At 71.1% G+C, this 22,455-nt stretch carries 20 protein-coding genes and 1 tRNA gene; 16 read left to right on the top strand and 5 right to left on the bottom strand.

The annotated features are described in order from the left end of the window. Positions 1-2: 2 nt before the first annotated feature. The 8 genes from ABZ855_RS23490 to ABZ855_RS23455 all read left to right on the top strand — a co-directional run bounded on the left by ABZ855_RS23490 (position 3) and on the right by ABZ855_RS23455 (position 9,890). Positions 3-914, top strand: coding sequence for a sugar ABC transporter permease (locus ABZ855_RS23490; RefSeq protein WP_360809749.1), 912 nt, complete (start codon positions 3-5; stop codon positions 912-914). Then, positions 911-1,771 carry a carbohydrate ABC transporter permease gene (locus ABZ855_RS23485; protein ID WP_360809747.1) on the top strand — a complete coding sequence of 287 codons (861 nt, stop codon included), beginning with the start codon at positions 911-913 and terminating at the stop codon, positions 1,769-1,771. The genes ABZ855_RS23490 and ABZ855_RS23485 overlap by 4 nt, the downstream gene beginning before the upstream one ends. A gap of 6 nt (positions 1,772-1,777) precedes the next feature. Continuing rightward, positions 1,778-3,421, top strand: coding sequence for a beta-N-acetylhexosaminidase (locus tag ABZ855_RS23480; RefSeq protein WP_360809745.1), 1,644 nt, complete (start codon positions 1,778-1,780; stop codon positions 3,419-3,421). A gap of 243 nt (positions 3,422-3,664) precedes the next feature. After that, positions 3,665-4,558, top strand: a complete 894-nt coding sequence (locus ABZ855_RS23475; protein WP_319206758.1) for an FAD binding domain-containing protein — start codon at positions 3,665-3,667, stop codon at positions 4,556-4,558. A gap of 74 nt (positions 4,559-4,632) precedes the next feature. Further along, a complete protein-coding gene (locus tag ABZ855_RS23470; RefSeq protein ID WP_360809824.1) occupies positions 4,633-6,288 on the top strand; it encodes a 2Fe-2S iron-sulfur cluster-binding protein in 1,656 nt (551 codons plus the stop codon). After that, a complete protein-coding gene (locus ABZ855_RS23465) occupies positions 6,285-8,594 on the top strand; it encodes a molybdopterin cofactor-binding domain-containing protein (RefSeq protein WP_360809743.1) in 2,310 nt (769 codons plus the stop codon). The genes ABZ855_RS23470 and ABZ855_RS23465 overlap by 4 nt, the downstream gene beginning before the upstream one ends. Then, positions 8,591-8,746, top strand: a complete 156-nt coding sequence (locus tag ABZ855_RS23460) for a hypothetical protein (protein ID WP_360809741.1) — start codon at positions 8,591-8,593, stop codon at positions 8,744-8,746. Before ABZ855_RS23465 ends, ABZ855_RS23460 begins: the two co-directional genes overlap by 4 nt. A 160-nt stretch (positions 8,747-8,906) precedes the next feature. Next, positions 8,907-9,890, top strand: coding sequence for an SUKH-4 family immunity protein (locus ABZ855_RS23455; RefSeq protein ID WP_360809739.1), 984 nt, complete (start codon positions 8,907-8,909; stop codon positions 9,888-9,890). 61 nt (positions 9,891-9,951) lie between these two features. Here the strand turns inward: ABZ855_RS23455 and ABZ855_RS23450 are convergent. Beyond that, positions 9,952-10,026 (bottom strand) — tRNA-Cys (locus ABZ855_RS23450). A gap of 216 nt (positions 10,027-10,242) precedes the next feature. Between ABZ855_RS23450 and ABZ855_RS23445 the strand changes: the two genes are divergently transcribed. From ABZ855_RS23445 to ABZ855_RS23420, 6 genes are all read left to right on the top strand, one after another. After that, positions 10,243-11,703, top strand: a complete 1,461-nt coding sequence (locus ABZ855_RS23445) for an MFS transporter (RefSeq protein ID WP_360809737.1) — start codon at positions 10,243-10,245, stop codon at positions 11,701-11,703. Between the two features lie 42 nt (positions 11,704-11,745). Next, complete coding sequence (locus ABZ855_RS23440) at positions 11,746-11,946, top strand: CopG family transcriptional regulator (protein ID WP_360809735.1); 201 nt, start codon at positions 11,746-11,748, stop codon at positions 11,944-11,946. After that, complete coding sequence (locus ABZ855_RS23435) at positions 11,943-12,332, top strand: type II toxin-antitoxin system death-on-curing family toxin (protein ID WP_360809733.1); 390 nt, start codon at positions 11,943-11,945, stop codon at positions 12,330-12,332. The genes ABZ855_RS23440 and ABZ855_RS23435 overlap by 4 nt, the downstream gene beginning before the upstream one ends. A gap of 125 nt (positions 12,333-12,457) precedes the next feature. After that, positions 12,458-14,269 carry a DEAD/DEAH box helicase gene (locus ABZ855_RS23430; RefSeq protein ID WP_360809731.1) on the top strand — a complete coding sequence of 604 codons (1,812 nt, stop codon included), beginning with the start codon at positions 12,458-12,460 and terminating at the stop codon, positions 14,267-14,269. Between the two features lie 328 nt (positions 14,270-14,597). Beyond that, on the top strand, positions 14,598-15,239 hold the full coding sequence (locus ABZ855_RS23425) for a helix-turn-helix domain-containing protein (protein WP_319206773.1): 642 nt from the start codon (positions 14,598-14,600) through the stop codon (positions 15,237-15,239). Between the two features lie 586 nt (positions 15,240-15,825). Continuing rightward, positions 15,826-16,617, top strand: a complete 792-nt coding sequence (locus ABZ855_RS23420; protein ID WP_360809729.1) for a S16 family serine protease — start codon at positions 15,826-15,828, stop codon at positions 16,615-16,617. 114 nt (positions 16,618-16,731) lie between these two features. On the opposite strand, the gene ABZ855_RS23415 is transcribed toward ABZ855_RS23420, so the two are convergent. Further along, positions 16,732-18,468, bottom strand: coding sequence for an RICIN domain-containing protein (locus ABZ855_RS23415; RefSeq protein ID WP_360809727.1), 1,737 nt, complete (start codon positions 18,466-18,468; stop codon positions 16,732-16,734). Positions 18,469-18,763: 295 nt separating this feature from the next. Here ABZ855_RS23415 and ABZ855_RS23410 point away from each other — a divergent pair, with 295 nt between their 5' ends. After that, positions 18,764-19,810, top strand: coding sequence for a LacI family DNA-binding transcriptional regulator (locus tag ABZ855_RS23410; RefSeq protein WP_360809725.1), 1,047 nt, complete (start codon positions 18,764-18,766; stop codon positions 19,808-19,810). Between the two features lie 4 nt (positions 19,811-19,814). On the opposite strand, the gene ABZ855_RS23405 is transcribed toward ABZ855_RS23410, so the two are convergent. From ABZ855_RS23405 to ABZ855_RS23395, 3 genes are all read right to left on the bottom strand, one after another. Next, positions 19,815-20,003 (bottom strand): hypothetical protein, encoded by a 189-nt coding sequence (locus tag ABZ855_RS23405; RefSeq protein ID WP_360809723.1) that lies wholly within the window; start codon positions 20,001-20,003, stop codon positions 19,815-19,817. Between the two features lie 13 nt (positions 20,004-20,016). Next, positions 20,017-20,616: a helix-turn-helix domain-containing protein gene (locus ABZ855_RS23400; RefSeq protein WP_360809721.1), complete on the bottom strand. Its 600-nt coding sequence runs from the start codon at positions 20,614-20,616 to the stop codon at positions 20,017-20,019. Between the two features lie 68 nt (positions 20,617-20,684). Beyond that, positions 20,685-21,164, bottom strand: coding sequence for an Lrp/AsnC family transcriptional regulator (locus ABZ855_RS23395; protein ID WP_360809822.1), 480 nt, complete (start codon positions 21,162-21,164; stop codon positions 20,685-20,687). A 137-nt stretch (positions 21,165-21,301) separates the two neighbouring features. Here ABZ855_RS23395 and hppD point away from each other — a divergent pair, with 137 nt between their 5' ends. Then, positions 21,302-22,447 (top strand): 4-hydroxyphenylpyruvate dioxygenase, encoded by a 1,146-nt coding sequence (gene hppD, locus ABZ855_RS23390; protein ID WP_360809719.1) that lies wholly within the window; start codon positions 21,302-21,304, stop codon positions 22,445-22,447. The last annotated feature ends 8 nt before the right edge of the window (positions 22,448-22,455 follow it).

Genomic DNA, 22,455 nt, shown 5'->3' with positions numbered 1-22,455 from the left:
GGGTGCGGGTGCGTTGGGGCTTGTCGCGCAGTTCCCCGCGCCCCTACATAGCTGCCCCCTGGATATATCTCGCCCCTGCTCTCCTTGTTCTTGGGGGGTTGCTGCTTTATCCCATCTATCAGCTTGGGTTGATTTCGGTTTTTCATTACACCCAGGCTCAGGTCAGTGGTGGGGAGCCCGTCACCTTTGAAGGGCTTGGCAACTATCGGGAGATCTTTTCCGATGCGGAGTTCTGGCGGGTGTTGCTGGCGACCGTCGTCTTCGCGGCTGCCTGTGTGGGGTCCACGCTTTCCGTCGGGTGTGCTCTTGCCGTGCTGCTGACCCGGGTGCGGGCCCTGCCCCGGCTGGCGTTGATGCTGGCGGCGCTCGGGGCGTGGGCGACCCCGGCGGTCACCGGGTCCACGGTCTGGCTGTTCCTCTTCGACCCCGACTTCGGGCCGGTCAACCGGGTCCTTGGCCTCGGCGACCACTCATGGACTTACGGCCGGTTCAGCGCCTTCTTCCTCGTTCTGCTCGAAGTGGTGTGGTGCTCCTTCCCGTTCGTGATGGTCACGGTGTACGCGGGTATCCGTGCCGTCCCCGCCGAGGTACTGGAGGCGGCGGCCCTGGACGGGGCCTCCCAGCTGCGGATCTGGCGGTCGGTGCTGGCGCCGATGCTCCGCCCGATCCTGGTGGTCGTCACCATCCAGTCGGTCATCTGGGACTTCAAGGTCTTCACCCAGATCTATGTGATGACGAACGGAGGCGGCATCGCCGGCCAGAACCTCACCCTCAACGTCTACGCCTACCAGCAGGCCTTCGCCTCCTCCCAGTACAGCCTCGGCTCGGCGATCGGAATCGTGATGCTGCTGATCCTGCTCGCCGTGACCCTCGGGTACCTGCGGCTGCTGCGTAGACAGGGGGAGGAGCTGTGACGTACGGCAACGTTGTCCGAGGGCGGCGGTTCGTGCGGCGGCCCTGGCGGCTGGCCGCCGAGGTGTCGGCGCTGCTGATCGCGGCCGTCGTCGCCTTCCCCCTCTACTGGATGGTGCTCAGCGCCTTCAAACCGGCCGGTGAGATCGAGTCGACCGAGCCGCGTCCCTGGACGACGGCCCCTTCCCTTGACTCCTTCCGGCGGGTCTTCGGGCAGCAGGAATTCGGCCGGTACTTTCTCAACAGCCTGGTGGTCGCCTGCTCCGTGGTCGTCGTCTCGGCGCTGATCGCCTTTCTCGCGGCGACCGCCGTGACACGATTCCGGTTCCGATTCCGGACCACACTGCTGATCATGTTCCTGGTGGCCCAGATGGTGCCCGTGGAGGCGCTCACGATCCCGCTGTTCTTCCTCATGCGGGACTTCGGGCAGCTGAACACCCTGGGTTCCCTGATCCTGCCGCACATCGCCTTCTCGCTGCCCTTCGCGATCTGGATGCTGCGGGGGTTCGTGAAGGCCGTTCCCGAGGCGCTGGAGGAGGCCGCGTACATCGACGGGGCCAGCCGTTCGAGATTCCTGTGGCAGATCCTTTTCCCGCTGGTCTTCCCGGGGCTGGTGGCCACCAGCGTGTTCTCCTTCATCTCGGCCTGGAACGACTTCCTGTTCGCCAAGTCGTTCATCATCAGCGACACCTCCCAGTCGACACTGCCGATGGCCCTGCTGGTCTTCTACAAACCCGACGACCCGGACTGGGGAGGCGTGATGGCCGCCTCCACGGTGATGACGATTCCGGTGCTGGTGTTCTTCGTACTCGTGCAGCGCCGACTCGTGTCGGGGCTCGGTGGAGCGGTTAAGGACTGAACCGACATGACTGAACTGATTCCGGCGCCCCGCAGCGCCGTCGCCGATTCCGGCGAGGTACGGCTGACGGCGCACTCCCGGTTCTACGCCGGCCCCGGAGTGGAGCGCGTCGGCAACTGGCTGCGCACAGCCCTCTGGCAGGCCACTGGCCTGCCGCTGCACGAGGGGCAGGAACTCGACGACACCGACGAGGACGGCATCGGCCTCCAACTCGACCCCGAGCTGGGCCCCGAGGAGTACCGCCTCGTCAGCGACTCGTCCGGCGTCCTCATCGAGGGCGGCAGCGCGGCCGGTGTCTTCTGGGGTGCCCAGACACTGCGGCAGCTGCTCGGCCCCGACGCGTACCGGCGGGCCCCGCTCGGTCGCGACCGGGTCTGGGCCGTGCCGCACGTCACCGTAGAGGACTCGCCTCGCTTCGGCTGGCGCGGCCTCATGCTCGACGTCTCCCGGCACTTCATGCCCAAGGACGGTGTCCTGCGCTACCTGGATCTCATGGCGGCGCACAAACTCAACGTCTTCCACTTCCACCTGACGGACGACCAGGGCTGGCGCATCGAGATCAAGCGGTACCCGAGGCTGACGGAGGTCGGCTCCTGGCGGGCCCGGACGAAATTCGGCCACCGAGCCTCACCGCTGTGGGAGGAGAAACCGCACGGGGGCTTCTACACCCAGGACGACATCCGCGAGATCGTCGCCTACGCCGCCGAGCGGCATATCCGGGTGGTCCCCGAAATCGACGTACCGGGGCACTCGCAGGCCGCCATCGCCGCGTATCCGGAACTCGGCAACACAGATGTCATCGACACGACCTCCCTCTCCGTCTGGGACAACTGGGGCGTCAGTCACAACGTACTCGCCCCCACTGACAACACCCTGCGCTTCTACGAGGGCGTCTTCGAGGAACTCCTCGACCTGTTTCCGGGTGAGTTCGTTCATGTCGGCGGTGACGAGTGCGCGAAGGAGCAGTGGCGGGAGTCACCCACCGCGCAGGCCCGTATCGAGGAACTCGGGGCCGGGGACGAGGACGGGCTGCAGTCCTGGTTCATCGCGCACTTCGACAAGTGGCTCTCCGCGCGCGGGCGCCGGCTCATCGGCTGGGACGAGATCCTGGAGGGCGGTCTCGCACCGGGCGCCGCGGTCTCCTCCTGGCGCGGTTACGCGGGCGGCATCACCGCCGCGCGCGCGGGACACGACGTCGTCATGTGCCCCGAGCAGTACGTCTACTTGGACCACCGTCAGCACGGCGGCACCGATGAACCCTTCCCCATCGGGTACGTCCGCACCCTTGAGGATGTCTTCCGTTTCGAGCCCATTCCCCCGGAGTTGGGCCCCGAGGAGGCGCGGCACGTCCTCGGCACCCAGGCCAATCTGTGGACCGAGGTGATGGAGGACGCCGGGCGCGTGGACTACCAGGCCTTCCCGCGACTGGCGGCCTTCGCCGAGGTCGCCTGGAGCGACCTGCCCGCGCCCGCCGAACGGGACTTCGTCGACTTCGAGCGCCGGATGACCGCCCATTACGGGCGACTTGATGCCCTCGGGGTCGGTTACCGGCCGCCCTCGGGGCCACGTCCGTGGCAGCGGCGGCCGGCCCCGGACGGCATGAAGGGCAGTCTCGGGCGGCCGATCGAGGGGGCGCCCCCGAACGCGTGACGCCTCACGCGTCCCCACGAACAAAAGTCCCCCAACGGTCTCCGATCGGTTCGAATCAGAGCTGATCGGAGATGTCGTACGAAAACGGACCATGCCGCCGGTGAGAGGGGCGAATGCCTCCTGGCGGACCCCCGCGTTCGGGTCTCGCGAGAATGTGCCAGAGTTGCCACGTCCGCCCTGTCAGCACGTACCGTACGGCAACACAGGTGGGACCAGGTGGGGCAGCGGGAAGGGGCAGCCGGTTTGACCACGCACGCACCGCAGGCGGCGCAGGCCGTGACGCTGCCCGCCTCGCTGGACGAGGCCGTCGCGGCACTCGCCGCCATGCCGACCGCCGTTCCCGTGGCGGGCGGCACCGACCTCATGGCCACCGTCAACTCGGGGCAGCTCAGGCCCGCCGCGCTCGTCGGCCTCGGCCGGATCAGCGAGATCCGCGGCTGGCAGTACCAGGACGGCCACGCCCTGCTCGGCGCGGGCCTCACCCACGCGCGGATGGGCCGCCCCGACTTCGCCGCCCTGATCCCGGCCCTGGCCGCCAGCGCGCGTGCCGCCGGCCCGCCGCAGATCCGCAACGCGGGCACCCTGGGCGGCAACATCGCGACGGCCGCCCCCACGGGGGACGCGCTGCCGGTGCTGGCCGCCCTGGAGGCGACGCTCATCATCGCGGGCCCCGGCGGCGCCCGCCGTGAGATCCCCGTGTCGCACCTGCTGGCCGGAGTGGAGATGCTGCGCGCCGGTGAACTCATCGGCTTCGTGCGCGTGCCCCTGCTGCACGCCCCGCAGGTCTTCCTGAAGGCGACCGGCCGGACCGGCCCCGGGCGCGCCCTCGCGTCCGTCGCGCTCGTCCTCGACCCTGCCCGGCGCGGAGTCAGGTGCGCCGTCGGCGCCATAGCGCCGATGCCGCTGCGCCCCCTGGACGCCGAGCAGTGGGTCGCCCGGCTCATCGACTGGGACAACAACCGCACGATCGTCCCGGAGGCACTGGGTGCCTTCGGCGAGTACGTCGCCGCGGCCTGCATTCCCGACCCGGCCCCGGCCGAGGACGGCTCCGTACCACCGCTTCCGCCCGCTGTGATGCATCTGCGGCGCACTGTCGCCGCGCTGGCCCGGCGAGCACTGGGGAGGGCACTGTCGTGACCGACGACCCGTACGGCGACGACCGGTACGAGGACCCGCGCGCAGGCCGGCAGCCGGAGCGGCGCGAAGACGGCGTGCCCCCTGGCGCGGGCCGCTGGGACCCGCTGCCCCAGGGCGACTACGACGACGGCGCCACCGCGTTCGTGAAGCTCCCCGAAGGCGGCATCGACGCGCTGCTGACCTCCGTGGACAGCCCGCTGGCCGCGCCCGGCCACGGGTACGTGCCCCCGCGCATAGAGGCGGCGCCGGGCGCGCAACCCGAGGACGGCTCCACCGGTGCGCCGGGTGCGCCGGGCGCGTGGGGGGCTCCGCCCGCGCCCCCCGGCGGCGCCCAGTGGCCGGACCCGAACGCCGTGCCCCAGGAGGCCGCGCGGCACGACGGGTTCGGCTACGACCAGAGCTCCACGGGGCAGTGGGCCTTCGAGCAGGGCACCGGCGGGCCCGAGGGCGCCGCTCCCGGCGTCCCCGGCCGCGAGGTGACCGGGGAGTGGCGGATCCCTGTCGCCGGTGGTGACCTTCCGGACGAATCCGGCGAGTTCAGTGCCTCGGCGCTGGTCGAGCAGTGGGGCGGCACCCCGCCCGCCACGCTCCCCGGCGGCGCGCCCGCGCCCTGGGCGACGGAGGGTGCGGGCCAGTCCTGGGCGCCCGCGCCCGAGCCGGAGCAGCAGCCGGAGTCGCGGCCGGAATCGGAGACTTCCGATCGGACGACGGGCGCCGGAACGACGTACGCGCCCGAAACCGCGCACGAAACGGGCGGCGCCGGTCGCGCGGCTGACGAGATCGGTCACCCGGCGGACACCTCAGGTCGCACCGCCGCCGAGGCCGGTCACCCGGTCGCCGACGAGGATCAAGGCCCCGCCGCGGTCGTCCACGACCCCGCCGAAGCCCCTGACGGCCCCGCAGAGGCCGCCGTGGAGCCCGACCCGCCCGCCAGGCCGGGAGCCTCGCCGGAGGCCGCTGAGGAGCCCGCGACGGGCGAGCCGGACGCGGACTCGGAGGCATCGGGTGCCACCGCGACCGCCGAGCAGCCCGCCGCCGAGCCCGAAGCGGCCGAGGACGCCCCCGGCCCGCCCGGCGAGGAACACCCCCTCGCCTCCTACGTGCTGCGCGTCAACGGCTCCGACCGGCCCGTCACCGACGCCTGGATCGGCGAGTCGCTGCTCTACGTACTGCGCGAGCGCCTCGGCCTCGCCGGCGCCAAGGACGGCTGCTCCCAGGGCGAGTGCGGGGCCTGCAACGTCCAGGTCGACGGACGCCTCGTCGCGTCCTGCCTGGTGCCCGCGGTCACCGCCGCGGGCAGCGAGGTGCGCACCGTCGAGGGCCTCGCCGACGGCGGACAGCCCTCGGACGTCCAGCGGGCGCTCGCCAAGTGCGGTGCCGTGCAGTGCGGTTTCTGCATCCCCGGGATGGCGATGACCGTGCACGACCTCCTTGAGGGCAACCCCGCCCCGACCGAACTGGAGACGCGCCAGGCCCTGTGCGGCAACCTGTGCCGCTGCTCCGGCTACCGGGGCGTCCTGGAAGCGGTCCGCGAGGTCGTCGCCGGACGCGAGGCGCAGGCCGCCGAGGCCGACGGCGAGGACGGCGAGGCCCGCATCCCGCACCAGGCCGGACCGGGCGGCGGCGGCGTCAACCCGTCCGCGTTCGACGCCCCCGGCTTCGAGCCCGCCCGGAACCACGACTCGCACGCGTATGACCAGACTCACGGCCAGGACGGAGGCCAGACGTGAGCAACGAAGCCGCCACCGCGACCACGGCCGCGGAGGCAGCCCCCGACGCGGAGGCACTCCCGCACGGCCTCGGCGTGTCGCTGCCCGCCGCCGACGCGCGCGCGAAGACGGAGGGCACGTTCCCCTATGCGGCCGATCTGTGGGCCGAGGGCCTGCTGTGGGCCGCCGTACTGCGCTCACCGCACCCGCACGCGCGCATCGTCTCCATCGACACCGCCCACGCGCGCGAGATGCCCGGCGTACGGGCCGTCGTGACGCACGAGGACGTGCCCGGCGTGGAACTGCACGGGCGTGGCCGGGCCGACCGCCCGATGTTCGCCTCCGAGGTCGTACGCCACCACGGGGAGCCCATCGCCGCGGTCGCCGCCGACCACCCGGACACCGCGCGCATGGCGGCGGCGGCGATCTTCGTCGAGTACGAAGTACTCGACCCGGTGACCGACCCCGAACAGGCCTTCGAGGCCGAACCGCTGCACCCCGACGGCAACCTGATCCGGCACATCCCGCTGCGCCACGGCGACCCCGAGGCGGCCGGCGAGATCGTCGTGGAGGGCCTCTACCGGATCGGCCGCCAGGACCCGGCGCCCATCGGCGCCGAGGCGGGCCTCGCCGTACCGCGCCCCGACGGCGGCGTGGAGCTCTACCTCGCCTCCACCGACCCGCACGCCGACCGCGACGCCGCCGCCGCCTGCTACGGCCTGGAGCCGGAACGGGTGAAAGTGGTCGTCACCGGGGTCCCCGGCGCCACCGCCGACCGCGAGGACCAGGGCTTCCAGCTCCCTCTGGGCCTGCTGGCCCTCAAGACCGGCTGCCCGGTGAAACTGACGGCGACCCGCGAAGAGTCCTTCCTGGGCCACGTCCACAGACACCCCACCCTCCTGCGCTACCGCCACCACGCGGACGCCGACGGCAAGCTGGTGAAGGTCGAGGCGCAGATCCTGCTCGACGCGGGCGCGTACGCGGACACCTCCGCCGAGGCCCTCGCGGCGGCCGTGTCCTTCGCCTGCGGCCCCTACGTCGTCCCCAACGCCTTCATCGAGGGCTGGGCCGTACGCACCAACAACCCCCCCTCCGGCCATGTGCGCGGCGAGGGCGCGATGCAGGTCTGCGCGGCCTACGAGGCCCAGATGGACAAGCTCGCGAAGAGACTCGGCGTCGACCCGGCCGAGCTGCGGCTGCGCAACGTGATGGCCACCGGCGACGTACTCCCCACCGGCCAGTCCGTCACCTGCCCGGCCCCCGTCGCCGAACTCCTCCAGGCCGTACGGGACTTCCCGCTCCCCCCGCTCCCCAAGGACACCCCCGAGGACGAGTGGCTGCTGCCGGGCGGCCCCGAGGGCGCAGGCGAACCGGGCGCCGTCCGCCGGGGCGTCGGCTACGGCCTCGGCATGGTCCACATGCTCGGCGCCGAGGGCGCGGACGAGGTCTCGACGGCCACCGTCAAGGTCCACGACGGCATCGCCACAGTCCTGTGCGCGGCCGTGGAGACAGGACAGGGCTTCACCACCCTGGCCCGCCAGATCGTCCAGGAGACCCTGGGTATCGAGGAGGTCCACGTGGCCCCCGTCGACACCGACCAGCCCCCGGCCGGCCCGGGCGCCAGGGGCCGCCACACCTGGGTGTCGGGCGGCGCGGTGGAACGGGCCGCGAAGATGGTCCGCACCCAGCTCCTCCAGCCCCTGGCACACAAGTTCGGCATGTCCACGGAGCTGCTCCAGATCACCGACGGCAAGATCACCTCGTACGACGGTGTCCTGTCGACCACGGTGACCGAGGCGATGGACGGCAAGGAACTGTGGGCCACCGCCCAGTGCCGCCCCCACCCCACGGAACCCCTCGACGAGGCCGGCCAGGGCGACGCCTTCGTGGGCCTCGCGTTCTGCGCGATCCGCGCGGTGGTGGACGTCGACATCGAACTGGGGTCGGTACGCGTGGTGGAGCTGGCGCTCGCCCAGGACGTCGGCCGGGTCCTCAACCCGGCCCAGCTCGCGGCCAGGATCGAGGCGGGCGTCACCCAGGGCGTGGGCATCGCGCTCACGGAGAACCTGCGCTCCGCGCGCGGGCTGATCCGCCACCCCGACCTCACCGGCTACGCCCTCCCGACCGCCCTGGACGCCCCGGACATCCGGATCGTCAAGCTGGTCGAGGAACGGGACGTGGTCGCCCCCTTCGGCGCGAAGGCGGCGAGCGCGGTGCCGGTGGTGACGTCCCCGGCTGCCATCGCCTCGGCGGTACGCGCGGCGACGGGCCGCCCGGTGAACCGCCTCCCGATCCGCCCGCAGGCGGCGGTGGTGACGACACCATGACGACTCCGGCTCCCGGTACGACTCCCGGTCCGGCTCCCGAGGAGCAGCCGCGGTACGAGCCCGGACCGACGCCCGGCAAGGTGCTGGCGTGGGTGCTGCTGTTCGTGGTGGCGGCGGTCGTGGTCGTCGTGGGTGGCGTGTACTTCGGCTGAGAGTCGTTGGCCGAGAGCCGTCGACGGGGGCTCCGTCGCAGGTCAGGGGCCGTTGTCAGTGGTGGCGCGTAATGTTCTGGGCAGTGGGAGGGCCTGCCGGGCCGCGGACGTTTTCGCGTCTCGCCCGGGGCACTGCGAACAACCATGCGCGGGGGAAACCATGAGCACGACGATCACGCCGACCAGGGGCGAACTGCCGACGCGCGTGGGACTGCCGTCCGCCAGGGGTGAGTTGCGGTTCGGCGCACTGCGTACCCGGGCCGCGCGGACAGGGGCGGTGCGCGCCGGGGCCGTCCGGACCGGTGCCGTGCGGACCGGTGCTGTGCGGACGGTGGTGAACCGGCCGACCCCGCAGACCCCGCCGAACTCCCCGAACTCCCCGAACTCCCCGAACTCGACGGGCGAGACCGCTACGAGGCCCTTCTCGCCCTCCGGCTCCGCCCATACGGACCGGCGCCGGTCGCCCTCCCCGCTGGAGACGCTGGTGCGGTTCGCGGCGGCGACGGAGGAACTGGCGGTCGCGCGAGCCCAACTCGCCCTGTCCGCAGGCGGATTCACCGCGCTCACGGCGGCGGAGACGTCCAGGCGTCTGCTGACGGTGTTCGCGCAGGGCACCAGCGGTGATGTCCTGCCGTACTGGAAGATGGCCGCCCTGATCCGCCCGCTGGCCAGGTTCGCCCTCCCCGGTGCGGAGTCGGGCCTCGCCCTCGACCTGCCCGCGCGGCTTCTGGAGCAGGAGTTCGGCCACGCCAAGGTGGCCCGCTTCGAGGACGTCGACTTCCCGGCACCGCTCACCCATGAGCCGACGCGCCGCTTCCTGGCCGGTACGGGACTCCCGGAGGACGGTCTCCACTTCCACCTGGACAGCGACATACCGCTGCCGACACTCGCGGAGTACTGCGCGGACGAGGACACGGCGACCGAACTCCCCGAAGGCGCGGCCGACTTGATCCGTCTGGGCCGCCTGACCGGGGGCAACAGCCTGGTCCTGGACGGCAGAACGGGCACGATCCTCACCTGGAACGAGCCCGGGGCCACCCTGCGCCGGCTGAACACGGACCTCTCGACGCTCGCCTTCACCCTGTGGCTGCTGCGCCGGGCGCGGACGATCGACTTCGACGGCGAGGCGGGCAGGGTGCTCTGACGCCGCGACGGCAACGCCGACACGGCCGACCGCACAAGGCGGTCGGCCGGGCCGAACGGTATGGAGGCCGTGGCGGGAATCGAACCCGCGTAATTCGCTTTGCAGGCGAATCCCTGAACCACTCGGGCACACGGCCGGGTTGGGAGCGGAGGGTGTCCGTTCCGAACTTCGTGACTCGACCGTAGGGGCGGAGAGCGTGGGGGAACAAGGGAACCGGGCTGGCTGCAACGGGACTGCCACACGCCGTTCATGAAGGGGGGGCGTGAACCAGGGGGGCGTACGACCAAGGTCCCGGACGGGCCCCTACCTCCGACAGGGGTCAAGGTCGGGGTTGGCCCTTACGCTGGCTTGCATGACCTCCCTGGAACCGGGCGACACAGGCGTCGCCGTCGAAACGGACACCCCGTCGGCTGCCGTATCCGGTGAGGGGGTGCTCGGGCGTTCCTATCGGGCGCTCAGCGTCGGGATCGTCTCCGTCGTGCTGCTGATCGCCTTCGAGGCGACGGCCGTGGGGACGGCCATGCCCGTGGCGGCGCGGGAGCTGGACGGGGTGTCGCTGTACGCGTTCGCGTTCTCCGGGTACTTCACGACCAGCCTCTTCGGGATGGTGCTGTCCGGTCGGTGGTCGGACCGCAGGGGACCCCTGGGGCCGCTGACCACCGGGATTGCCGCCTTCGCCGCCGGGTTGCTGTTGTCCGGGACCGCCGGGGTCATGTGGCTGTTCATCGCCGGGCGAGCCGTGCAGGGGCTGGGCGGCGGGCTGGTGATCGTCGCCCTGTACGTCGTGGTCGGGCGGGCCTATCCCGAGCGGTTGCGGGCCTCCATCATGGCCGCGTTCGCCGCGAGCTGGGTGGTGCCCTCCGTGGTCGGGCCCCTCGCCGCCGGCGCGGTCACCGAACAGCTGGGCTGGCGGTGGGTGTTCGTCGGGATACCGGTGCTGGTCGTCTTCCCGCTGGCCCTCGCGCTGCCCCAGATACGTCGGCTGGCCGGCGGGGCCGTGAAGGATCAGGCAGGACAGGGGGGTGCGGAGGAGGGGCGGCGTCGTATCCGGCTCGCGCTGGGGATCTCCTTCGGTGCCGGGCTGCTTCAGTACGCCGCCCAGGATCTGCGGTGGGTCTCGGTCGTTCCCGGGGTCCTCGGCCTCTCGCTGCTGGTGCCCGCCGCGCTCGGACTGCTTCCCCGGGGGACCTACCGGGCCGCGCGCGGGCTGCCGTCCGTCGTGTTGCTGCGCGGGGTCGCCGCGGGCTCGTTCATCGCGGCCGAGTCCTTCGTACCGCTGATGCTCGTCACGCAGCGGGGGCTGTCGCCGACGATGGCCGGGTTCTCGCTCGCGGCGGGCGGGGTGACCTGGGCGCTGGGGTCGTCCGTACAGGCGCGGGCGCGGATGGAGCCGTACCGGGAGCGGATGATGACGTTCGGGATGGTGGTGGTCGCCCTCTCCATCGCCGCGGCGCCCGCCGTGCTGATCGACGCGGTGCCGGTGTGGACGCTGGCGGTGGTGTGGGCGTTCGGGTGCTTCGGGATGGGGCTGGTGATCTCTAGCACCAGCGTCCTGCTGCTGCAGCTGTCCGCCCCCGAGGAGGCCGGCACCAACTCAGCGGCCCTGCAGATCTCCGACGGGCTCTCCAACGTGCTGCTGCTGGCCGGCGGGGGCGCGGCGTTCGCCGCGCTGGGCGGGGGGACGCTGAGCCACACGGCGACCGAGGCGTCCGCTTCCCACCCGGCCGCCTTCGCCGTCGTGTTCCTGCCGATGGCGGGGGTGGCGTTGGTGGGGGCTTGGGTGACTACGCGGTTGCGGGTCGCTTCTTCCTGAGTGGTACAGGTATGGCCTCTTTGGGTCGATAGGCTGGGGCTTATGGCTATGAACCTGCGCCTCCGTGATGACCAGACGCAAGCTCTGAAGCTGCGTGCCATGGAGGAGGGCGTGAGTATGCACGCCATCGTGCTGAGGGCTGTGGACGTCTACTTGTCCAGAACGGTTCACGAGACACGGGTCCGTCAGGCCGCCAAGGAACAGACCGTCAAGTGGGCCGAACTGCTGGAGCGGCTCAAGTGACGTACGTCTACCTCTCGGCCGAGGATGTCGTGGACATCGCCGGATTCGCTGTCGAGGGCCGACGCGCGGTTGTGCGCGACGCGGGCCTGGTGGCCGCAGCGGCACATCGCCCCTCGGCCACACCGCTCGGGCAGGAGGCGTACCCCGACGTGTTCGACAAGGCGGCCGCGTTGCTGCAGTCGCTGGCGGTCGACCGACCGTTCGGTGGCGGCAACAAACGCACCGCCTGGACGTCCTGCGTCGTCTTCCTGGCGCTGAACGACGTGCAGCTGCGGCCGGACATCGATGCCGCCGAACGTCTGGTGATCGCGGTGGCCTCCGGCAGCGTGGAGGAGGTCAAGGTCATCTCCGAGGCGCTGCGAGACCTGGCCGAGTCGTCGGTGTGAGCTGAGTCCCATCCCTGGGGGACCCCGCGTCGTACGCGCGTTGGCAGTCCCGGGCCGCCGGTAGGGTGGCCCGGTTGTCATACGTAGCCCGAGCCCTCGGCTCCCGTTCGACCACCCCGGAGACCGTGACTACCACCGCCGCCAGCGCTTCCCCCGGCACCGCCGCGAATCATCACCTCTCGCCCGCCTTCCCCGGCCGCGCCCCCTGGGGCACCGCCAGCAAGCTGCGTGCCTGGCAGCAGGGGGCGATGGAGAGGTATCTCAAGGAGCAGCCGCGTGACTTCCTCGCCGTCGCCACCCCCGGCGCCGGCAAGACGACGTTCGCGCTGACGCTCGCCTCCTGGCTGCTGCACCACCATGTCGTGCAGCAGGTGACCGTGGTCGCGCCCACCGAGCACCTGAAGAAGCAGTGGGCCGAGGCGGCGGCGCGGATAGGGATCAAGCTCGATCCCGAGTACAGCGCCGGACCGCTCAGCAAGGAGTACCAGGGCGTCGCCGTGACGTACGCGGGTGTCGGTGTGCGGCCCATGCTGCACCGCAACCGCTGCGAACAGCGCAAGACCCTCGTCATCCTCGACGAGATCCACCACGCCGGTGACTCCAAGTCCTGGGGCGAGGCCTGTCTCGAGGCGTTCGAGCCCGCCACGCGGCGGCTCGCGCTCACCGGGACACCGTTCCGCTCCGACACCAACCCGATCCCCTTCGTCACGTACGAGGAGGGCAACGACGGGATCCGGCGCTCCTCCGCCGACTACACCTACGGCTACGGCAACGCGCTCGCCGACCACGTCGTGCGGCCCGTCATCTTCCTCTCCTACAGCGGGCAGATGCGCTGGCGGACGAAGGCCGGTGATGAGATCGCCGCCCGGCTCGGCGAGCCGATGACCAAGGACGCCGTGTCGCAGGCCTGGCGTACGGCCCTCGATCCGCGCGGCGAGTGGATGCCGAGCGTGCTGCGCGCCGCCGACAAGCGGCTGACCGAGGTGCGGAAGGCGATTCCCGACGCGGGGGCGCTCGTCATCGCCTCCGACCAGGAGTCCGCCCGCGCCTACGCCAAGCTGATCCGCGACATCACCGGGACCCGGGCGACCCTCGTCCTCTCCGACGACACCGGCGCCTCCGCCCGCATCGACGAGTTCAGCCAGAGCAACGACCGGTGGATGGTCGCCGTACGCATGGTGTCCGAGGGCGTCGACGTGCCCCGGCTGGCGGTCGGGGTCTACGCCACGACCATCTCCACGCCCCTCTTCTTCGCGCAGGCCGTCGGACGCTTCGTGCGTTCCCGGCGGCGCGGCGAGACGGCCTCCGTGTTCCTGCCGACCGTCCCCGACCTCCTCACCTTCGCCAACGAGATGGAGGTCGAGCGCGACCACGCCCTCGACAAGCCCAAGAAGGCCGGCGAGGAGGACCCGTACGCCGAGTCCGAGAAGGAGATGGAGGAGGCGAACCGGGAGGAGGACGAGGACACCGGCGAGCAGGAGCAGTTCTCCTTCGAGGCGCTGGAGTCCGACGCCGTCTTCGACCGGGTCCTGTACGACGGCGCCGAGTTCGGGATGCAGGCGCACCCGGGGAGCGAGGAGGAGCAGGACTACCTCGGCATCCCGGGGCTGCTCGAACCCGACCAGGTGCAGATGCTGCTGCAGAAGCGGCAGGCCCGGCAGATCGCGCACAGCCGTAAGAAGCCCGACGACGAGGCCGACCTCCTCGAACTGCCCGCCGAGCGGCGGCCCGTGGTCTCCCACAAGGAGATGCTGGAGCTGAGGAAACAGCTCAACACCATGGTCGGGGCGTACGTCCATCAGAGCGGCAAGCCGCACGGGGTGATCCACACCGAGCTGCGCCGCGTGTGCGGCGGGCCGCCGAGCGCGGAGGCGACGGCGGGACAGTTGCGACAGCGCATCGCCAAAGTGCAGGAATGGGCGACCCGGATGCGGTGATCGCCGCACCGCCCTTGGGAGTGTCCGGTGAGGGGGCGTACGCGGTCGCTCACACGCCGTGCATTTCGGGAGGAAGCGCAGTAGTCCGTACCGCGGAGTGACCGGATTCTGGACGGAGCCTTCCGCTGAGCGAACCCCCTTCGCTACTGTCCCCGCAACGCACACGCCCCGTGGCAGCGACGCCGCGGAGCGCAGTCGTGAAGCGAGCGTGTCCGGGAGAGCCCCGGCCGCCGCCGATCGGCCGCCTCTGACGCGCGTCGCCAACGGGACCGGCGACGCATCCGCCGCCAGGGAGTTGCCGACCTCACCACGTGAAGGAGTGGGCGTCGTGACCGCGGAGACCTCCCAGACGCTCGACCGGGGACTGCGCGTCCTCAAGCTGCTCGCCGACACCGACCACGGTCTGACCGTGACCGAGCTGTCGACCAGGCTCGGCGTGAACCGGACCGTCGTGTACCGCCTGCTGGCCACCCTGGAACAGCACGCGCTCGTACGCCGTGACCTGGGCGGCCGGGCCCGCGTCGGGCTGGGGGTGCTGCGGCTCGGCCGGCAGGTGCATCCCCTCGTACGCGAGGCCGCGCTGCCCGCGCTCAGATCGCTGGCCGAGGACATAGGCGCGACCGCCCATCTGACCCTGGTCGACGGGACGGAGGCGCTCGCCGTGGCCGTCGTCGAGCCGACCTGGACCGACTACCACGTGGCCTACCGGGCCGGTTTCCGCCACCCCCTGGAGCGCGGCGCGGCCGGCAAGGCCATCCTCTCCGCCCGGCAGCAGCCGCCCACCGACCCCGGCTACACCCTCACCCACGGCGAGCTGGAGGCCGGCGCGAGCGGGGCGGCCGCGCCGCTCATCGGGGTGACGGGGGTCGAGGGGAGCGTCGGGGTGGTGATGCTCGCCGACGCGGTGCCGGAGCGGGTGGGGCCGCGTGTCATGGACGCGGCCCGAGAGGTGTCCGAGGCGCTGCGCTGAACGGCCCGCCGGGCGGGCCTTCGGGGACTGCGGACCCGGGGGCTCCTTGAGGGTGAGGCGTGAGGGCGGGCGGCGCCTGCGTCCGTAGGTAGGGTGCGCTGCCGCCATTCCCGCGGCGGCCTGGTGCGGTCCGCGGCAAGCCCTCGAGGGTCAGGGCCAGGGCGGCCGACTCCGGCCGATCCCGGCGGACCCCGGCCGATCCCGGCCGATCCCGGCGGACCCCGGCGGACCCCGGCCGATCCCGGCCGATCCCGGCGGACCCCGGCCGATCCCGGCGGACCCCGGCGGACCCCGGCCGATCCCGGCCGATCCCGGCCGATCCCGGCGGACCCCGGCCGATCCCGGCCGATCCCGGCCGACTCCGGCCGACTCCGGCTGATCCCAGCCGACTCTGGCTGATCCCGGCCGACTCCGGCGGACCCCGGCCGATCCCGGCGGACCCCGGCCGATCCCGGCGGACCCCGGCCGATCCCGGCGGACCCCGGCCGATCCCGGCGGACCCCGGCCGATCCCGGCCGATTCCGGCGGACCCCGGCGGACCCCGGCCGATCCCGGCCCGAAAGTGGCCCCGCGTTAGATTGACCTCGTGCTCTCTCGCCTCACGCGCCCCCGGGCCGTCGCCGTCTGTGCCCTGCCCGTCGTGGCCCTCCTCGCCACGGCGGCCCTCGCGCCGCTGCCGTTCTCCGTGGCGCAGCCCGGCATGACGGCGAACGTGCTCGGCGCCAACGCGGGCGACCCGGTCATCACCATCACCGGCGCGACCACCCGCAAGACCACCGGCGAGCTGCGGATGACGACGATCGAGGCGACCGGCCCCGACACCCACGTGCGCCTCGGGGACGTACTCGACGGCTGGTTCCGCAGCGACCAGGCCGTGATGCCGCGTGACTCGGTCTACCCGAGCGGCGACAGCACCAAGGAGATCGAGGAGCACAACGCGGCCGAGATGAAGAAGTCGCAGGACGCGGCGGCCGAGGCCGCCCTGAATTACCTGGACGAGGACTCCGGCAAGATCAAGGTCAGCCTCAAGCTCGCCGACGTCGGCGGGCCCAGTGCCGGGCTGCTCTTCTCCCTCGGTGTCATCGACAAGCTCGACGGCGACGGGAAGGGCGGTGACCTGACCGGGGGGCGCACCATCGCCGGTACGGGGACGATCGACGCGGACGGCACGGTCGGGGCGGTGGGTGGGGTGGGGCTGAAGACGCAGGCCGCGCGGCGGGACGGGGCGACCGTTTTTCTGGTGCCGAAGGCTGAGTGCTCGGATGCGGAGTCGGAGTTGCCGGAGGGGTTGCGGTTGATTCCGGTTACGTCGCTCAAGGGGGCTGTGGGGGCGTTGGTGGCGTTGGAGACGGGGCGGGGGGTTGTGCCGGGGTGTTAGCGACTGGCTCCGCCGGGTGCGTGGGTTTTCGGCTGCGGGCCGGTGGGGGCTTGTCGCGCAGTTCCCCGCGCCCCTGAAAGACCTCACCAGCCCCCGCCCGTCTCCGACCTCAGCTCACTGGACCAGTTTCCAGTCCTGTGAGCCGTCCGTCGTCGCGGTCTGCAACGTCAGCGGGGATCCGGCCGACGCGCCCGTCAGGTACAGGGTCGTGTTCTTGAGCGACTGGAATCTGTAGTAGCCGTCCGCCGTCTCCACCAGGTTCCAGCTGCCCGTCGCGCTGTTGTCGACCCACTGGCCGATCCGCTGGCCGACCGTCGCGCTGCCGGTCCAGATCGCCGCCGCGCGGCCGCCCGACCTGTTCAGCAGCGTCGTACCGCCGTTCGGTTCGGTCACCACGTGCCAGGACTGGGTGTCGGGGTTCGCCGCCGCCCCGGCGTCCTCGAGGGTCACGTCGGGCACGTTCGCATTGCCGAGGTTGGCGTCGTTGGTCTTGTTGCCGGTGCCGATCACCTGGCCGGTCTTCCGGTTCCGCAGCTGGTAGTAGGTACCGGCCGACTCGCCCAGGTCGACCTCGGCGTACGCGATCGTGGAGGTGCCCTGGTTGTTGAGGATCGCGACGCGGCCCGTCCTGTCGACGTACTGGAGATTGCGGCTGTAGCCGGCCGGCGAGTTCGTCTGGTACTCCGTCCACACCCCGTCGCTGCGCCCGGTCTCGTTGACCCAGACGTCACCGCTGTTCGAGGCGTTGTACACCAGCCGCCCGTCGGGAATCCGGATGAGGACCGGGCTGCCGCCCTGCGAGAGCGGCTTGGAGCCGGAGACGACCGGGAGGGAACCGACGGACATCCCGGTCGGGCTGCCCCGGAAGAACTTCAGCGGGCTGTCGGCGATCACATACCGGGTGTTGGCCCCGCCGCCCCAGTACTCGAACGTCAGCAGCCACCGGCCGTCCGACGTGGCGACCACGTTGGTCATGCCCGGTCGGCCGCCGCCGATCTCCGTCTTTCCGCCGCCCATGTCCTGCTTGGACCCGGCGACGTCGACGACCGGGGCGCTCCACGCGGTGCTGCTGCCGTCCCACGTCCTGTGGGCGAGGATCTGGCCGTGCGAGTCGGTCGCCGTGTCGTTGGCGGGGTCGAGGGCCGGCACGCCGGTCACCGGGTCGAAGCCGGTGTAGTCGTTCTCGTCGGAGTAGAAACAGACCAGCTTGCCGTCGTAGACCATCAGGTACGGCTCCCAGAGGGGGTCCACCTGCCGGTTCGTGTTCGCCGCCGCGATGTTCTGGCCGACCGCGCCCGCACTGCCGCCCTGCCAGCCGGCGGTCGCGATGACGTTGACCACCTTCCAGCTCCTGCCCTCGTCGACGCTCGAGTACAGGGCGATCGCCAGATCCTTGCGGTCACCGTCGTTGTTCGGCGTCCAGTCGGGGTCGGCCGCCTTGTGCTCCTTGTAGTAGTAGTCGTCCCCCGACACGACGCTCGCCAGCAGCAGGGTGCCCTTCTTGAGCGCACCGACCGTCTGCGGGAGGACGTAGAGATACGGGTTGGTCCAGTTGCTCGTGTACTTGGCGTACCTGGGGTCCGTGGAGAGGTACGCCGGGGCCTTGACCTCGGACAGGGGCTGCCAGCTCGAGCCGTCGTCGTCGCTCTTGTAGACCGGGAGGGTCTGACCGTCGGCGCTGCCCGACTTCGTCACGACGGTGGACTTCTCGAACGACGCGACCAGCCGCCCGCCGGGCAGCTCCGCCGACTTCGGATAGATCGCGCAGTTGCCCCGCCCCTTCAGACACGGCTCGCTGCCGAGTTGGTAGAGGATCCCGCCGGTCGGGTTGTAGGCCTGCGCACTGGCCATGGGCACCGCCAGCAGCGCGCCTGCCGCGACGACACTCCCCAGCGCCCTCGTCAGCCTTCGTCTACTCTGCCTTCTCCGCATCACCGCTCCGATCACTGTGCAACGACTGCACGCATGACTGCGTAGTCAGGCCGGAGTCTGTGGCTCGGATCGAGTCGGCGTCAATACTCGTGTCACAGCTGTTTCATGCGAGTTAAGGTTTCGATTGACGATTTCGAGGGTCGAACCGCACACTGATCACGGCATATTTCTGACAGCGCAGTCTTGAGAGTTCGGAAGAAGGCGGGGAGTTTCCGTGGCCGGTACCCAGGCTCGTGACGGCGTCTCACGGCCACCGGCGACGAGCACCGATGTCGCGCGCCTCGCCGGTGTCTCCCAGAAGACCGTGTCGCGGGTCATGAACAACGAGCCGTACGTCCGTGAGGAGCTCCGGGAGCGGGTGCTGCGGGCGGCCCAGCAGCTCGGGTACCGCCCCAACGGCGCGGCGCGCAGCCTCACCTCGGGCCGGAGCCGCAGGCTGGGCGTGATCTCACTCGGCGCCCGCCTCTACGGGCCCACGACCATGCTCGTCGCGATAGAGCGCTCGGCGCGCCGGCTCGGCTACTCGGTGAGCGTCGCCCACACCACTGAGGACGACGAGCACAGCACCGCCGAGGCCATCGACAGCCTCCTCGAACAAGGCGTCGACGGCATCGTGCTGTCGGAGGCGATCGACGAGGGCAGCCCGGTCAAGGTCTGGCTGGACGTGCCCATCCTCACCATCGGGCGCTTTCCCGGTCTGGTCGCCGCGCGGCGGATCCGCTCGGCGGAGAAGTCGGACCGCAGCGGGTATGTGGCGACCCGGCACCTCATCGACCTCGGGCACACCGAGATCCGGCATGTCTCGGGGCCGGGTCAGTGGTGGGCGTCCCGTGACCGCGCCGATGGCTGGCGCTCGGCGCTGACCGAGGCGGGCCTGCCGGTGGCCGAGCCCGTCGAGGGGGACTGGTCCTGCGCGAGCGGTTACGAGGCGGGCCTGCGACTGGCGGCCGACGAGGCGATGACCGCGGTCTTCGTGGCGAACGACGACATGGCGATCGGCCTGGTCAGGGCGCTGCACGAGCGGGGTCGCCGGGTTCCGGAGGAGGTGAGCGTCGTAGGCATGGACGACATCCCGGCCGCCCGCTTCCAGCAGCCCGCGCTGACGACGGTGGCGCAGGACTTCGACGCGGTGGCCACCGAGGGCATCGATCTGCTGGTCGAGGAGATCACCAACCCCGGCTCGACGGAACGAGTCCTGCACGAGGTGGACCCGCCGTTGGTGGTGCGGGAATCGAGCGGCCCCCCGCCGAGGGGGCTCTAGGTTCTCAGGCGATCCGGGGCCTCGGCGGTGCCGATGCCAGGCGTAGGCCCAGTTCTACGAGGGTCCAGCCGACGCGGGTGCGCAGGTCCCGCGCGGGGCGCCTGGCGGCGAGGGCGAGGCGGTGGGCGTCGGCCTCGGCTCGGAGGTCGGCGGCGCGGAGGGTGTGTGGGGCGAGGTAGCGCTCGGGGTTCATCGGGGTTCGCCTCTCAGGTCGTGTGGGTCGGGAAGACGTGGGTGTGGACGCGTACCGTCTCGGCCTCCGGGGTGCCCTCGGCCGGGGCGTGGGCGCGGTAGCTGTCGACGAGCTCGTGCATCCGGTGGATCAGCTCGAGGGCGGTCTCGGGTGTCAGCCGTAGCGTCATGTCGCTCAGGTCCGAGGACCGTTTCCAGGCGTCGGACCAGTCGTTCGGGTTGCCGAGCCAGGTCGAGATCTCCCGGGTGTGGTTGTTCGCGACCTCGTGGATGAACAGGTCGGCGGCGCCGCGGACAGCGGGGTCGGGGTCCTCGAGCAGGGCTTCGTCGAACTGCACGCCCTCGACCGCGGCCCGCCACCAGCGTTCCCGCCCCTTGCCGTGCTCGGGTGCGTCCTCGACGAAGCCGTGCGCGGCGAGCTGGCGCAGGTGATAGCTGGTCGCCCCGCTCGACTCGCCCAGTTTCGCGGCCAGTTGGGAGGCGGTGGCGGGCCCGCCGCGCCGCAGGGCGTTCAGCAGCTGCATCCGCAGGGGATGTGCGAGGCCGCGCAGTGAACGGGCGTTGAGGAGGTGGGGGGTCGGTTTTTCGGGGATCTCAGGCTGCTGTTCCGGCATGAGTCCAAAGGTAGCGTTGCAAAGAACTGGTTGCAAGGATTTCTTTGCAACCAGTTCTTTGTAAGTTTTCAGTCGCCGTCCCGCTCCGACGCCGCCTGTTCCACCAGCGGGATGATCCGCAGTGGAACCGGGTTCTCCATCACGATCGCCGTCGCCGCCCGGACGATGCCCTCGATACCCACCACCCGGTCGATCACCCGCTGGAGATCCGCGTTCGAACGGGCCACCAGCCGGCACAGCATGTCCCCGTTGCCGGTGGTCGTGAGCAGTTCCAGCACCTCCGGTACGGACGCCAGGTGGGCCCGTACATCCCGCCCCTGCCCCTGGCGGATCTGGAGCGTCGCGAAGGCGGTGACCGGGTAGCCGAGCGCCGCCGGGTCCACCTGCGGCCCGAACCCCCGGATCACCCCGTCCGACTGGAGCCGGTCGAGTCGCGCCTGCGCCGTCCCCCGAGCCACTCCCAGCCGCCGGGACATCTCCAGTACGCCGATCCGCGGTTCCCGCGCGAGCAGCACGATGATCCGCCCGTCCAACTCGTCGATCGCCACAACAGCCCCCACTCGGTCCTGGTCACCCTGGTCATCCTGTACAGAAAGCCCGGCCACACGCCCAATCAGCTGAGCAGAATGTCCAGCTCCAGCACGAACTGTTGCGCATCTTGCCGTGCCGGGGCGAGGCTGCCGTTATGACGCAGACCACACACCTCACTCCCGACACCGCGCGGCAGGCAGACCCCTTCCCGGTCAAGGGAATGGACGCGGTCGTCTTCGCCGTGGGCAACGCCAAGCAGGCGGCGCACTACTACTCCACGGCCTTCGGCATGCGGCTCGTCGCCTACTCCGGGCCGGAGACGGGCAGCCGCGAGACGGCGTCGTACGTCCTGGAGAACGGTTCCGCCCGGTTCGTGTTCACCTCCGTCGTCAAACCCGCCACCACCTGGGGCCACTTCCTGGCCGGACATGTGGCCGAGCACGGTGACGGCGTCGTCGACCTCTCCATCGAGGTCCCGGACGCCCGCGCCGCGTACACGTACGCCGTCGAGCACGGCGCCCGCTCACTGGCCGAGCCGTACGAGCTGAAGGACGAGCACGGCACGGTCGTACTCGCCGTGATCGCCACGTACGGCCAGACCCGGCACACCCTCGTCGAGCGCACGGGGTACGACGGCCCGTACCTCCCGGGGTTCGCCGCCGCCGCCCCGATCGTCGAACCGCCCGCGCGGCGCACCTTCCAGGCGATCGACCACTGCGTGGGCAACGTCGAACTCGGCCACATGGACGAATGGGTCGGCTTCTACAACAAGGTCATGGGCTTCACGAACATGAAGGAGTTCGTGGGCGACGACATCGCCACCGAGTACAGCGCGCTGATGTCGAAGGTCGTCGCCGACGGGACGCTGAAGGTCAAGTTCCCGATCAACGAGCCCGCCCTCGCCAAGAAGAAGTCCCAGATCGACGAGTATCTGGAGTTCTACGGCGGCGCCGGCGTCCAGCACATCGCCCTCAACTCGAACGACATCGTCGAGACCGTACGGACCATGCGGGCGGCCGGGGTCCAGTTCCTCGACACCCCCGACTCCTACTACGACACCCTGGGGGAGTGGGTCGGCGACACCCGCGTCCCGATCGACACCCTCCAGGAGCTGAAGATCCTCGCCGACCGTGACGAGGACGGCTATCTGCTCCAGATCTTCACCAAGCCGGTCCAGGACAAGCCGACCGTCTTCTTCGAGATCATCGAACGCCACGGCTCGATGGGCTTCGGCAAGGGCAACTTCAAGGCCCTCTTCGAGGCGATCGAAAGGGAGCAGGACAAGCGCGGCAACTTGTAGATGCCTGT

Origin of the sequence: Streptomyces sp. NPDC047042 (assembly GCF_040644035.1) — a bacterium.
Lineage (GTDB): Bacteria > Actinomycetota > Actinomycetes > Streptomycetales > Streptomycetaceae > Streptomyces.
Note: the sequence above shows the minus strand (reverse complement) of the source record. Positions and strands in the feature narration are given on the sequence as shown.